A 13315-nucleotide genomic window follows, 5' to 3' on the forward strand; every position below is an offset into this window, starting at 1 on the left:
AAGCAACAAGCAAAACAGGGGAGACGCGGACCATGACCGCCTATAACAACGTCACCATCGAGAAAAAGGGCGCGGTCGCGCTGGTGCGCTTCGACCGCAAGGGCGCGCGCAACGCCTTCAATCAGGAAACCATTCTCGAACTCACCGATGTCGCCCGCCGTTTCCAGGACGACCTTGAAACCCAGGCCGTGGTGCTCACGGGCACGCGGGAGGCTTTCTCCGGCGGCATCGACCTCAAGGAGCGGGCGAGCCGCGCCGTCACCGCCGGCAGCGATCTCGAATTGCGCCAGACCTATTATCGCGGCGTGAAGCTCTGCCAGGCCTGGGAGGACATGCCGCAGATCACCGTCGCCGCCATCGAAGGCATGGCGGTGGGCGCCGGCGTCGCGCTGCCGCTGGCGCTCGACTGGCGCGTGATGGGGAAGGGTGCCTTTCTTTACGTGCCGGAGGTGAAGATCGGCATCAATCTGCAATGGGGCGCGCTGCCGCGCCTCATTACGCTGGTCGGGCCGGCGCGGGCAAAGCGCATCTGCATTCTTTGCGAGCGCATGAGTGCGGATCACGCGCTCGACTGGGGGCTCGTCGAGGAAGTTGCCGAGGACGGGCATGTGGTCGAGAAGGCGATGGCGCTTGCGTCTGCCGCCGCGTCGATGCCGGCGCCCGCCGTCCGCATGGTCAAGGAAGCGGTCAACGCGACGGCCAATGCGCTTCACAAGGTGAGCGCCTATGCCGATGCCGACCAGAGCCAGCTCTCGACCAATTTCCGTTCGGCGCAGGAGGAAAGCGACAAGTTCGTGAAGGGGCGCTGATTTCAGGCGGGCTTCGTCCATGCCGCGTTGGCGGCGGAAGAGCGCACGGCGGCGTCGATGAAGCGCATCACCTCGCAGCCGTCCTTCACGGATGGTGCGAGCAGCGCCCATTCGGCCGGCGCGCGGCGCTCGCCTTTTGCGGCGATCAGCTCCGCCATGTCGGCATAGAGGCGCGAGAAGGCGGCGAAATAGCTTTCGAAGCCGCCGAAGCCTTGCGCCGTCCAATGCGCCATCGCCGCCATGTCCTTCTCGTGGGGCGTCAGGGTCTCGGGCCGTTGTCCGACAAGTGCGAGCTGCAATTCCTGCGGCCGCTCCACCGTCCAGCGAAGCGCACCTTTCTCGCCCGCGATGTCGAAGCCGAAGCCATTGTCGTGTCCGGCCGCGATCTGCGAGCAGGCGAGCGCGCCTCGCGCGCCGCCCGCATAGCGCAGCAACACTGTCGCGTCGTTGTCGAGGCCGGAGAAAGTGCCGAAGCTTGTCAGCTCCGCCGCGACCTCGGCCAGTTCGAGCCCGGTGACATAGGCGCCCATGAAATAGGCATGGCTGCCGACATCGGCCAGCGTGCCGGCGATGCCGCTGCGCGCCGGATCGAAATGCCAGTTCGATGGCGGCGTCGCGCCCGCCGCTTCCAGCGGGCCCATCCAGCCCTGCAGATAGGTCGTGCGGATTGAGCGGATGGCGCCGATGGTACCCGCCGCGACGATCTCCCTCGCGCGGCGCACCATCGGAAAGCCGGTATAGCTGTGCGTGACGATGAAGGCGATGTCGCGCGCCGCGGCCAGCGCCACCAGTTCCTCCGCTTCGGCGCGCGTCGCCGTCATCGGCTTCTCGCAGACGACATGCACGCCCTTTTCCATGAAGGCGCGGGCGGCCGGCGCATGGAGATGGTTCGGGGTCAGGATGGCGACGGCTTCGATGCCGTCGGCGCGCGCGGCTTCCCGCTCCGCCATTTCCGCGAAGGTCGCGTAGCTTCGCTCAGGCGCGATGCCGGCTTTCGCCGCGCTCTCGTCGGCGCGCGCCTTTGTCGATGAAAGCGCACCCGCCACAAGCTCGAAGCCCGCATGGGCCGAGGCGAGCCGGTGCATGTCGCCGATCATCGAGCCCATGCCGCCGCCGACCATGCCGAGACGGATTTTCCGTGCTGTCATCATTTCCCCCGCGGCGTCCGGCTCAGGCGACTTCGCGCACCTTCAGCCGTGCCGCGATCTGCTCGAGCGAGAAGAGGTGGTTGCCTTCCTTCACGACGTCATAGACCGTGACGTTGAGCGCACGCAGCGTCTTGCGGACGATCTGTCTCGTTTCCGGGTGTTCGTCGAAATCGATCACGTTGACGCAGGCCGTGTTCTGGTCGATGGCCGAGAAGGTTGAGAGCCCGGAGCCGAGCGCCCAGCCGATCACCAGGCGGTTGATGCCGCCATGCGCGACCAGGGCGAGCGTCTCCCATTCCGGTTCGGCGATCAGCGTTTCGAGCGCGGAGATGACGCGCGTGTTCACCTCCTCGAAGCTGTCGCCGCCATTGTAGCGGGCGCCCGGTTGATGCGCGTTGCGGAAGGAATAGGCGATGTCGTTGAGGTCCGTGATGGCATTGCGGAATGCGGGATCGCCGCGCAGTTCGACAAAATGCTCGAGCGGCTCGATCTCGAGCCCGCGCCCTTCGAGGATCAGCCGCGCCGTCTCGACCGAGCGCGGAAAGCTCGACGTCACCGCCCGGTCGAACGGAATTTTCTGAAGCGCCTTGCCGGTCAGGCTCGCTTGTTCGCGGCCCCAGTCCGTCAGTGGTACCACCGCAGGATCGGCGACCCGGTGGCCCTGGTCGTCCACATAGGAGACGTCGCCATGGCGAAACAGATAGATGCGGCGGCGGCGCGCGCCGTCGAAAGCAGTACGAAGCATGGGAGCCCCTCGGTAACGAATGTCGTTTGCCGGGCAGTATAGGCGGATTTGTGACGGAGAAGTGAAAGGGGGGAGTTCCAACGAACAGATCAACAACGTTCGATTTAGAAGTGGACTTCTACTTAGTTCATGCGGTCGGAAACCATCGCAACAGTGTGTTGAATCCAACTACCACGGGAAAGGCTCACCATTACTACGGTGGTGGCAACAATCGCCAAGGCAGCCAATCCAGCCAAGCAGAAGATGGCAGTGCGTCCTCTCGCGGAGCCCTTAAAGCCACGCCAACCTGTTTCAAACGAAAAGCCCTCGGGTTCGTCCATTATGCAACCTGCGGCTATATGCTTGCTTTGGAAGTTTTATTATGTATCATGCATCTATTAGATGCACAAGGCAGCACTATGCATCTGTTTGGTGTTCAGAGCATCTCGACGCAGATTGATGATCCAATGGTCGAAAGAAAAAATCAGCGCATCACTGTGACCCTCGACACAGAGGATATCGAAGCGCTGGAAAAAATGGCTGAAAGACTAGAGGTTTCAGTGGCTTGGATTGCTCGGCGAGCAATTCGTGGGCTGGTGCAGCAGTACCAGTCCAGCGCAGATGTGGACATTCGTATGGTCTTCACAGAACGTGAGGACGACGATATTCCGTTCTGAACCTAGGTTGATCTCGACCTTTTTAGGGGCGCCAGAGGCTTTTACTCCGCCGCCTTGCCCTGTTTGGCCATCGCTTCCTTGCCGAATACCCGCGCGAAGATCGTGTCCACGTGCTTGGTGTGGTAGCCGAGGTCGAACAGGGCTTCGAGTTCGGTGGCTGAGAGTTTCGCCGACACGTCCTTGTCCGCCTTCAGCAGTTCGAGGAAATTGCCTTCGCCGCGCCAGACCGGCATGGCGTTTCGCTGCACGAGACGGTAGGCGTCCTCGCGGCTCGCGCCCTTCTGCGTCAGCGCCAGCAGCACGCGCTGCGAATGGATGAGGCCGCCGAGCCTGTCGAGGTTCTTCTGCATCTGCTCGGGATAGACCAGCAGCTTGTCGATGACGCCGGTGAGGCGCGCCAGCGCGAAGTCGAGCGTCACGGTTGCGTCCGGGCCGATCATGCGTTCGACGGACGAGTGCGAGATGTCGCGTTCGTGCCAGAGCGCCACGTTTTCCATCGCCGGCAGCGCCATGCCGCGCACGAGGCGGGCGAGCCCCGTCAGGTTTTCGGTCAGCACCGGGTTGCGCTTGTGCGGCATCGCCGACGAGCCCTTCTGGCCTTCGGAGAAGAACTCCTCGGCTTCCAGAACTTCGGTGCGCTGCAGATGGCGGATTTCGGTGGCGAGCCGCTCGATCGACGAGGCGACGACGCCGAGTGTCGCGAAATACATCGCATGCCGGTCGCGCGGGATCACCTGCGTCGACACGGGCTCGGGCTCGAGCCCCAAGGCCTTCGCGACATGTTCCTCGACGCGCGGGTCGATATTGGCGAAGGTGCCCACCGCGCCTGAAATCGCGCAGGTCGCCACTTCCTTGCGCGCCGCCACAAGCCGCTCGCGGCAGCGCTCGAACTCGGCATAGGCCTGCGCCATCTTCAAACCGAAAGTCACCGGCTCGGCATGGATGCCGTGGCTGCGGCCGATGCAGACCGTATCCTTGTGTTCGAAGGCGCGGCGCTTCAGCGCGGCGAGCAGCGCGTCCATGTCGGCAAGCAGAATGTCGGTGGCGCGCACCAGCTGCACGTTGAAACAGGTGTCGAGCACGTCTGACGAGGTCATGCCCTGATGGACGAAGCGGGCATCCTCGCCGATGAATTCGGCCAGATGCGTCAGGAAGGCGATGACATCGTGCTTCACCTCGCGTTCGATCGCGTCGATCTTCGCGACATCGAACACCGCCTTGTCACCGCGCGCCCGGATATTCCCTGCTGCTTCCTTCGGGATCACGCCCAGTTCCGCCAGCGCCGTGCAGGCATGCGCCTCGATCTCGAACCAGATGCGGAACTTCGTGTCGGGTTCCCAGATGGCGACCATTTCGGGCCGCGAATAGCGGGGGATCATCGGCGCCTCTCAAAGGGTTGGCGGGGCAGGCGTGAAGGAATGGGCAGGGTTTAGCACCGGGGGGCCCGCCCCTCAAGTAGGGTGCTTTTCTCGCTCGAAACGGCCTTGAGGGCGCTGAATCGCTTCCCGCTTCGCTCGCCGTTAGGTTAGCCTTTCCCGCAGCAAACAAAAAACAGGGGGAACGGGCCATGGACACCAATCTTTCCGCGAAAAAGCCGGCTTCGGTCATGCCGGAACTCGCGAAACTCGATGCAACGGCGCAGGCCGAACTGGTGCGCAAGGGCGAGCTGACGGCGCTCGAACTCGTCGAGGCCGGCATTTCGCGCATCGAGCAGGTCAACCCACAGGTCAACGCCGTCGTCGCCACCTTCTACGACAGGGCGCGCGAGGCCGCGAAGGGCAAGCTGCCGCAAGGCCCCTTCACTGGCGTTCCGAACCTCGTGAAGGATCTCGACAATCTGAAGGGCACACGCGCCACCTCCGGCTCGCGCTTCCTCGCCGAGAACATCTCGGCCGAGACGGACCCGATCATCGCGGCCAAGGAGAATGCCGGCTTCATCATGGTCGGCAAGAGCAACACGCCGGAATTCGGCCTGCTCGGCACGACGGAATCTCTGCTGCTCGGCGCTTGCAACAATCCGTGGAACCTCGCGCATTCGCCGGGCGGCTCGTCCGGCGGCGCGGCGGCGGCGGTCGCCTCGGGCATGGTACCGGTCGCGCACGCAACGGATGGCGGCGGTTCGATCCGCATTCCGGCGTCGTGCTGCGGTGTCTTCGGGTTGAAGCCGAGCCGCGGCCGCATCGAACTTGGCGAGCGGCAACTGCCGGGCGATATCGGATTTCAGCATTGCGTGAGCCGCAGCGTGCGCGACAGCGCCACGCTTCTCGCCGCCACGGAGCGCACGGGCGCCGCCGCCGTGCTGCCCCCCATCGGCCGCGTCGAGGGGCCGGGCAGGAAGCGTCTCCGGATCGCCTTCGGCACTATGGACTACAAGGGCAGGGAGCCCGCGCCGGATGTGAAGGCTGCCATCGAGGATGTGGCGAAGCTCTGCGCCGGTCTCGGCCACGAGATCGTCCCGGTGAAGAACCCGATTGCCGGCGAGGCCTTCGAGAATGCCTTTCTCGCCGCCTGGGCGTCGGGCCCGGCGGAACTCGTCGCTTTGACGAAGCAGATGGGCCTCGATCCGCAAGCCGTGCTTGAACCCTGGACGCTCGGTCTTGCCGCTCTCTTCAATGCCAAGCCCGCGGACACGCTGGAAAAGTCGCTGGCGCATTTCGCGAAGGTCACGGCCGAGACCACGACCTTTATGAAGGATTACGACGTCTGGCTGACGCCGGTGCTCGCCGCCGCGCCGCCGAAGACGGGCGAGCAGGCGCCCACCGTGCCTTTCGACACGCTTTATGAACGTGTCTTCAACTATGTGACCTACACGCCGCTTCACAATGTGGTCGGCACGCCCGCCATGTCCGTGCCGCTGTCGTGGAATGCAGCGGGCTTGCCCATCGGCGCGCAATTCGCGGCGTCCCCGGGTCAGGAAAAGGTGCTCCTCGAACTTGCCTTCGAGCTCGAACAGGCTCGTCCGTGGGCGGACAAATACGCGCCGGTCTTTGCGGGATGACGCGCACATGAATACCGACGCCAACAAGGCGCTCGTCGTCGAACTATACGAACGAGTGATCGGCGAGGGCGATATCGCCCTTGCCGACAGGCTTCTCGCGCCCGGTTATATTCAGCACAATCCGAACGTTCCCGGCGGGCGCGACGGCTTCAAGCAGTATTTCAGCGCCATACATGCGCGCTTCAGGATCGATGTCGATATTCTGAGCGTGGTCGCCGAGGGCGATATGGTTGTGATCCATGTGGAGCAGAAGGTTCGCTCACGCCTTTTCAGTCTCACGATCGTTGCCATGGATCGTTTCCGCGTCGAGAATGGGCAGATTGCCGAACACTGGGATGTCATGAGCGGCAAGTCGTTCTTCGACCGGCTGATGCTCGAAATCGCCGGCTAGATCTGGAGGGCCGCCATGTCCCGTTCGCTGCTGCCGGAGAATGTCGAGAGATATGTCGCTTCACTCGCGCATGAGAGCGAGGCGCAGGCCCGGCTTCGCGCGGAAACGGCCCGGCTTCCCATGGCCGGCATGCAGATCGGTGCCGACCAGGGCGCGTTTCTTTCGCTCCTCGTTTCCGCCATCGGCGCGGAGCGCGCCATCGAGATCGGCACCTTCACGGGTTACAGTGCCATCTCCATCGCGGCCGCCTTGCCGGAGGACGGCAAGCTCATCTGCTGCGATGTCAGCGAGGAGTGGACCTCCGTCGCGAAGCGTTACTGGGAGGAGGCCGGGCTCGCCTCCCGCATCGAGCTCCGCCTCGCGCCCGCCATCGACACGCTGAACGATCTGCTCGACAAGGGCGGGGCGGGCACGTTCGACTTTGCCTTCATCGACGCCGACAAGACAGGCTACGACGCCTATTACGAAGCCTGTCTCGAACTGCTGCGCCCCGGCGGCCTCATCGCCCTCGACAATATGCTCTGGTCGGGCGCCGTCGCCGAGGCGAAAAAAGGCGATGCCGACACCGAGGCCCTGAAGGCGCTCAACCTAAAGATCGCGGGCGATGCCCGCGTCGACGCCACGCTCCTCACCATCGGCGACGGCGTGATGCTGGTGCGGAAGTTGCCGGCCTGAGGTGAACCGCGCGACCCGCTTCTGTTGGCGGCCTTCCCCGTGAATCCATTCCGGGCACGCTAGCCGCCGATGAATCGTGCCATGAGCCAGCCATGCATCACGGGTGACATGCGGGAGCAGTAGTAGGCCGATCCGCTCGCCAGCGGCTTTTCGGCGCGCTCGCTCTCGAGCCCGGCAAGGAGGCTCTCGGGACCGAACCGGCCGCGGCCGCGCCTCGCGTCTTTGGCGATCCAGACGCCTGCGTCCGCGCAGTCGAACAGCTCCGGCTCGATCGCGTAGACGGCGGCCAGTGCGTCGAAAGGGTAGAAGCCGTCGAGGCCCACAATATTGGCCCAATAGCTCAGCCAGCCGCGCGCACGCTGCGCGACCCATGCTGCGGCGCCTCCCGCTTCTTCAAGCGCCGCCAGATCGGCGGCCGCAAGGCGCACATGCCGCGCCGCTTCGTAGGGAATGAGTGTGACAGGGAGCTTCATCGCCACGATTTCGCGCGCGGCGGCGCGATCCTTGTCGAAGTTGAAATCCCGGAACACCGGTCCGTGCCCGAACAGAATCCCGGTGCCGCGCCCCTCGGTCGGGTGGAAGAGATGGCCCGGCCGGCGGCCCATCACGGCGACAAGCCGTCCCACATTGCGTATGAGGTCTGGGCGGCCGCGCAAGCCCTCTGCGATGTTGGTCAACGGACCCAGCGCTACGATCGCAAGTGGGCCTTCCGCCAGCGCCGCCTGGAGCGCCATGTGCGCGGCGGGACCGCGATAGACCGGCGGTGCCGGCGCAAGTGCCAGCTCGGCGACGAGAACGCGCGTAATTCGTTCCACCGCGACAGCCGGCGCGTTCCCGTCCACTGCTGAAATTCCGACGACCTCGATTTCGGGAGCGCGCAGCAGGATGAGAAGCGCGAAACAATCGTCGGCATCGGCGTCGAAGGCATGGCCGCAGGCCGCGTCCGTATCCACCCAGACCCGGCGCGGCATCTCGACAAGCGGTCCGCCGCTGACGACCGGCAGGGGTAGCGCGGCCTGCTCGCCGGTCGACCACCGCTGAAGCGGAACGACGAAACTCAACAGGATGAGAAAAGTCAGCAGGGCGAGCGTGCGGCGAAGGATGATCCGTATCGACATTTCTTGCCATGCTCGCAGCCGGATGAGACGACGGCGCGCCGGCGCCGATGGTTACAGCCAGCGGCGCACGCGGGCCTTGTAGTCGCGATAGGCGTCGCCAAAGCGCCGCTCCAGATACGCTTCCTCGCGGGCGACGACGCCGTAGCGGATCAGGACGGCAAGCGGCGGCACGAGGATCAATATCCACGGGCTGCGCACGGCCAGGCCGATGCCGCAATAGGTCATGAACATGCCGAGATAGATCGGATTGCGGCTCAGCCCGTGAATGCCGGTCGTCACCAGTGCGGTGGTGGGCCTGGTTCCCTGGACCGGCGTTGCCGCACCGGAGAAATTGCGGATGCTGGCGGCAAAAACCGCAGCGCCGCAGAGGATCAGGGCGCCGGCGATGACGGCGCTGATATCGTGGGCGAGGCCGGTCCCCGCAATCGGAAAGGTCAGGGGCAGCAGGTGATCGACAGCGAAGCCGAGCAGAAGAGCGGCGGCAAAGACAAGAGGCGGGCGCGCGACGGCGCCGGCGGTTTCACTGTCGGTTGGCTGTTGCGCGGCCGGGTCCGGATCCATTGCCATGTCTTTCCCCAAGATGCGGGAGGCGGCGAAGCTGTGTGCCTCTGATTGACAACCAAGGTGTCATCTTGACGATTGACAATCTGGTTGTCAATTGAGGAGATTGGCGGAAATGCGAGGAATGGACGCAATGGCATCGGCACGACGAAGGACAGAGACAGGAAGAAGGACGGCAGCGCACACTGCTGCCGAAGCCAAGGGCGAGGTGGTGGCCGAGCTGATGCTCGAAGTCGCTCAGTGTTTCTTCAGAATAAGGGCGCTCGGCCAGAAGACGGGGCTCATCACGAGTTGGGGCGGCGGCGCCTTCGGCTTCATGCGCAGCCTTGTGCTGCTCGGTCCGCTGACCGTGCCGCAGATCGCCCAGATGCGGCCCACCAGCCGTCAACGCATGCAGCGGCTGGCCGACGAGCTTGCGGCCGAGGGGCTGGTCGAATTTATCGACAATCCGAAGCATCGGCGCTCGAAGCTTGTGCGGCTGACGCGCAAGGGCGATGCGCTCTATCGCGAACTCGATGCCCGGCTGCTTTCTATTGCATCGACCCTGGGCGCCCCTCTCGGCGATGCGGACATTCGCAAGGCGACCGAGATCGTGCGGCATCTGAGCGACGACGTGAAAGCGCGTTCGGAGCGGCTCTCATAATATGTCGGCGCTTGCGCGCCGGGGCCGGATTCCATTCCGGCGAATTTCAATTTCAAGTGGGGATATCTCGCGGGCCGGAAATCGGTCGCCGCGCGGCCGGTCGCATGAGCGTCGCGCGACGACTTATCCCCGTGTCAGGTGAAATTTCGCGAACCACATCACGCTGCCGTAAAGCTTCTCTGAAATCGGTTGTGACAGAGTTTTGACAATGCGGCTCTCGCCGACTTATCCCCGCCCCGGTGAGTCGTGTTCTACTTCTCGTCGAACCGATCGGTGAGACGATGTTCGGATTCCCGTTCCGGCGATTTTGAATTTCAAGTGGGGATATCTCGAAACGCGAAAATCGGTCGATACGGGGTTTGTGACAGTTTTTTGACAGTTTCGTGACAGAGGGGGGGTACGGCCTTGTCGTCGTTGCTGTGCTTTCGGCTGAAAACCGAGGCAGATCAATTGTTTAGGGGCATTTTCGACGGCCGCGGCGGCGCACCGCCACAGTGATGGCCGCTGCTGCCTCTTTTCTGCGCCGTTTTTTGCCTGATCGTCCGTACTCAGATCAATCCCAGCGAGCGGAAACTTGCATGCCGGCCCTTGCCGACGACGAGGTGGTCATGGACCTCGATGCCGAGGGGTTTGGCCGTTTCGACGATCCGTTTTGTCATCTCGATATCGGCGCCGGAGGGGGTGGGGTCGCCGGAGGGGTGATTGTGGACGAGGATGAGGGCCGAGGCGTTGAGTTCGAGCGCGCGTTTGACGACTTCGCGCGGATAGACCGGTGTGTGGTCGACCGTGCCCTTCTGCTGCACCTCGTCGGCGATCAGATGGTTCTTGCGGTCGAGAAACAGGATGCGGAACTGTTCGGTCGGGTTATGCGCCATGGCGGTGGCGCAATAGTCGAGCAGCGCCGACCAGGAGCCGATGACGTCCTTTTTCAGCACTTTCGCTTGCGACAGGCGCAAGCCCGCCTCACGGGCGAGACGCAACTCGGCGACGACGCGGTCCTTGATGCCTTTGACCTCGCGCAGCCGCGCCTCCTCGGCGTTCAGCACTTCGGACAACCCGCCGAATTTTTCAATCAGCTCTTTCGCCAGCGGCTTGGTATCCCGCTGGGGAATGGCGTTGAAGAGCAACATCTCCAGCACTTCGTAATCGGCAAGACTGTCGGGTGCTTTCAGGAAGCGGGCGCGCAAGCGCTCGCGATGTCCGGCGTAGTGGGGCTTGGCGTCTGTCGCCGCGCGCTCCCCCATGCGTCGCCCGAGGTTCAGGCGTAGGGCGGGCAGTCCCGGCCCGCCGGCGATTTGGTGAAGATCTCGACGCCGGTTTCGGTGACGCCGATCGAATGCTCGAACTGCGCCGAAAGCGCGCGGTCGCGCGTCACGGCCGTCCAGCCGTCGGAGAGGATTTTGACGCCGGGCTTGCCGGCATTGATCATCGGCTCGACGGTGAAGAACATGCCGGGCTTCAGGACCGCGCCCTGGCCGCGCTTGCCGTAGTGGAGCACGTTCGGCATGTCGTGAAAGACGCGGCCGAGGCCGTGGCCGCAGAATTCGCGCACCACCGAACAACGCTGGCCCTCGGCGAATTCCTGGATCGCCGCGCCGATGTCGCCCAGCGTTGCGCCGGGCTTCACGGCGGCGATGCCGCGCATCATCGCTTCATAGGTCACTTCGGTCAGGCGCTGCGCCTTGCGCGGCGCTTCGCCGGCGAAATACATGCGGTTGGTGTCGCCGTGCCAGCCGTCGACGATCAGCGTCACGTCGATATTGACCGCGTCGCCCTCGCGCAAGATGCGGTCGCCCGGAATGCCGTGGCAGACGACGTGATTGATCGAAGTACAGCAGGAGTGCCGGTAGCCGCGATAATTGAGCGTCGCCGGCATGGAGCCGTGATCCATCGCGAAATCGAAGACGAGCTTGTCGAGCGCCAGCGTCGTCACGCCGGGCTTCACTTCGTCCGCCAGCATGTCGAGGCACTGGGCGGCGAGCCGCCCGGCGGCGCGCATGCCTTCGAATGCCGCCGCGTCGTGCAACTTGATGCGGCCGCTGTTGACGGCGGGGCTTTCGGTGGCGTCCTGATAGCTCATAGGGTCTTCCGGTCTCGGTGAAGGCCCTAACATAGTCGTTTGCTCCGCCCGATCCTAGCCCCGCTGCCGATTTCAGTTGGTTTTCCGCCGTTTCCGGTCCATTTGATCGGGATGGACGTGCGGCGCTATTCTGCGGTTCCGCGACTTCGAGGACCCGCCCATGCCGAAAACCGTTACCGCCTGTGTGCTGCTGATCGGCGACGAGATCCTGTCGGGGCGGACGCGGGATTCCAATCTGGCCTATATCGCCAATCACTTGAACAAGATCGGCATCCAGGTGCGCGAGGCGCGCGTCATTCCCGATGTGGAAGACACCATCGTCGCGGTGCTGAACGAGGTCCGGGCGCGCCACGACTATGTCTTCACGACCGGCGGCATCGGCCCGACCCATGACGACATCACGGCCGACGCCGTGGCCAAGGCCTTTGGCGTCGCTATCGAACATCACCCGGAGGCGGTCCGTATCCTCGACGAACACTACAAGGCGACAGGCGGCGAGTTTACGGCCGCTCGCAGGCGGATGGCGCGGCTTCCCCAAGGCGCGACGATGATCGACAACCCTTTGAGCAAGGCGCCTGGTTTCCAGATCGGCAATGTCTTCGTGATGGCCGGCGTGCCGATGGTGATGCAGGTGATGCTGGACAGCCTGACGGGCCGGCTCGAAGGCGGGGCGACGATGCTGAGCCGCACCGTCACCGGCCAGATCGGGGAGGGGACGATCGCCGAAAAACTGGCGGAACTGCAGCAGAAAAACCCCGATATCGGCATCGGCAGCTATCCCTATTACCGGGGCCGCACCTTCGGCACCAGCATCGTGATGCGCGGTATCGATTCGACGGCGCTCGAGCGCGTCGCGGCCGATGTGGCGGCGCTGATGCGCGAATTCGGCGTCGAGCCGCAAACGGGTGAGCCCGCCTGACGGGCCGCGCGACCCGAAATGTCAGGGATTTTGTCGCTTATCTGCAACAGCGCGCGCAACATTACAAAAGTTTCAGCATTCCCGCGGGGTTCCGGGCGATACAATCGCCATCGAACCGGCTAGAATTGCCCCCATGAAGGGTCTGCCGGGCTCGTCCGCGGGGCGAAGAACGGCGGGACGGGGGAAACAGGCCGAACGTCGAAACATAAGGCCTGGGAACGAGTTTTTAGGGTCAGGTTACCCGGAGGGAGAGACGACATGAAGAAGACCATCGGATTTGTGGGCCTGGTTGCAGGCGCGGCGTTCATGCTGGCCGGCGCGGCTTCGGCGCTCGATTCCAGCTTCGATGCGCAGTCGAAGGCCGGAACGCATCAGTTCTACGTGTGGTGCACGGGCGGCGCGGACAGCGTCAAGACCGCCGACGGCGCCAACGCCCAGGAAGCTCAGGCGACGCTCGCCGCGAGCTCGGGCGGCAATTGCTGGCCGGTCTGGCAGGGCCTCGCCGGCTAAGCCTTTCAAGGCCAACCGGAATTTACTGAAACGGCGGTCCCTCGGGGCCGCCGTTTTCCTTT

15 protein-coding genes are annotated in these 13315 nt (G+C 64.1%); 8 read left to right on the forward strand and 7 right to left on the reverse strand.

Features of this window, described 5'->3' with window-relative positions:
• The first annotated feature begins 32 nt into the window (after positions 1-32).
• Positions 33-809, forward strand: a complete 777-nt coding sequence (locus WEB61_RS14245; protein ID WP_368065001.1) for an enoyl-CoA hydratase/isomerase family protein — start codon at positions 33-35, stop codon at positions 807-809.
• Positions 810-811: 2 nt separating this feature from the next.
• On the opposite strand, the gene WEB61_RS14250 is transcribed toward WEB61_RS14245, so the two are convergent.
• Positions 812-1957 carry a Gfo/Idh/MocA family protein gene (locus tag WEB61_RS14250; protein ID WP_368065002.1) on the reverse strand — a complete coding sequence of 382 codons (1146 nt, stop codon included), beginning with the start codon at positions 1955-1957 and terminating at the stop codon, positions 812-814.
• A 22-nt stretch (positions 1958-1979) separates the two neighbouring features.
• Positions 1980-2702 carry a histidine phosphatase family protein gene (locus WEB61_RS14255; RefSeq protein WP_368065003.1) on the reverse strand — a complete coding sequence of 241 codons (723 nt, stop codon included), beginning with the start codon at positions 2700-2702 and terminating at the stop codon, positions 1980-1982.
• A 110-nt stretch (positions 2703-2812) separates the two neighbouring features.
• Here WEB61_RS14255 and WEB61_RS14260 point away from each other — a divergent pair, with 110 nt between their 5' ends.
• Positions 2813-3358, forward strand: a complete 546-nt coding sequence (locus WEB61_RS14260; protein WP_368065004.1) for a ribbon-helix-helix domain-containing protein — start codon at positions 2813-2815, stop codon at positions 3356-3358.
• Between the two features lie 41 nt (positions 3359-3399).
• Here the strand turns inward: WEB61_RS14260 and purB are convergent, their stop codons facing one another.
• Positions 3400-4737 carry an adenylosuccinate lyase gene (purB, locus tag WEB61_RS14265; RefSeq protein ID WP_368065005.1) on the reverse strand — a complete coding sequence of 446 codons (1338 nt, stop codon included), beginning with the start codon at positions 4735-4737 and terminating at the stop codon, positions 3400-3402.
• A gap of 188 nt (positions 4738-4925) precedes the next feature.
• On the opposite strand from purB, the gene WEB61_RS14270 reads away from it, so the two are divergent.
• Genes WEB61_RS14270 through WEB61_RS14280 form a run of 3 tightly spaced genes read left to right on the forward strand, consistent with a single transcriptional unit; the run spans position 4926 to position 7422 of the window.
• Positions 4926-6356, forward strand: a complete 1431-nt coding sequence (locus tag WEB61_RS14270; RefSeq protein ID WP_368065006.1) for an amidase — start codon at positions 4926-4928, stop codon at positions 6354-6356.
• 7 nt (positions 6357-6363) lie between these two features.
• Complete coding sequence (locus WEB61_RS14275; RefSeq protein ID WP_368065007.1) at positions 6364-6747, forward strand: nuclear transport factor 2 family protein; 384 nt, start codon at positions 6364-6366, stop codon at positions 6745-6747.
• Positions 6748-6762: 15 nt separating this feature from the next.
• Positions 6763-7422, forward strand: a complete 660-nt coding sequence (locus WEB61_RS14280; RefSeq protein WP_368065008.1) for an O-methyltransferase — start codon at positions 6763-6765, stop codon at positions 7420-7422.
• 59 nt (positions 7423-7481) lie between these two features.
• Here WEB61_RS14280 and WEB61_RS14285 read toward each other — a convergent pair whose 3' ends face one another.
• Positions 7482-8540: a nucleoside hydrolase gene (locus WEB61_RS14285; RefSeq protein ID WP_368065009.1), complete on the reverse strand. Its 1059-nt coding sequence runs from the start codon at positions 8538-8540 to the stop codon at positions 7482-7484.
• A gap of 51 nt (positions 8541-8591) precedes the next feature.
• A complete protein-coding gene (locus tag WEB61_RS14290) occupies positions 8592-9107 on the reverse strand; it encodes an isoprenylcysteine carboxylmethyltransferase family protein (protein WP_368065010.1) in 516 nt (171 codons plus the stop codon).
• A gap of 118 nt (positions 9108-9225) precedes the next feature.
• Here WEB61_RS14290 and WEB61_RS14295 point away from each other — a divergent pair, with 118 nt between their 5' ends.
• Positions 9226-9744 (forward strand): MarR family winged helix-turn-helix transcriptional regulator, encoded by a 519-nt coding sequence (locus tag WEB61_RS14295; protein WP_368065011.1) that lies wholly within the window; start codon positions 9226-9228, stop codon positions 9742-9744.
• Positions 9745-10292: 548 nt separating this feature from the next.
• Here the strand turns inward: WEB61_RS14295 and radC are convergent.
• Positions 10293-10988: a DNA repair protein RadC gene (radC, locus tag WEB61_RS14300; RefSeq protein WP_368065012.1), complete on the reverse strand. Its 696-nt coding sequence runs from the start codon at positions 10986-10988 to the stop codon at positions 10293-10295.
• A 14-nt stretch (positions 10989-11002) separates the two neighbouring features.
• Complete coding sequence (gene map / locus WEB61_RS14305) at positions 11003-11824, reverse strand: type I methionyl aminopeptidase (RefSeq protein ID WP_368065013.1); 822 nt, start codon at positions 11822-11824, stop codon at positions 11003-11005.
• Positions 11825-11984: 160 nt separating this feature from the next.
• Between map and WEB61_RS14310 the strand changes: the two genes are divergently transcribed.
• Positions 11985-12743: a competence/damage-inducible protein A gene (locus tag WEB61_RS14310; RefSeq protein WP_368065014.1), complete on the forward strand. Its 759-nt coding sequence runs from the start codon at positions 11985-11987 to the stop codon at positions 12741-12743.
• A 258-nt stretch (positions 12744-13001) separates the two neighbouring features.
• Entirely contained in the window at positions 13002-13253 is a 252-nt protein-coding gene (locus WEB61_RS14315) for a hypothetical protein (protein WP_368065015.1), read from the forward strand.
• Positions 13254-13315 lie beyond the last annotated feature (62 nt).

The organism is Parvibaculum sp. (assembly GCF_040882025.1).
GTDB lineage: Bacteria > Pseudomonadota > Alphaproteobacteria > Parvibaculales > Parvibaculaceae > Parvibaculum.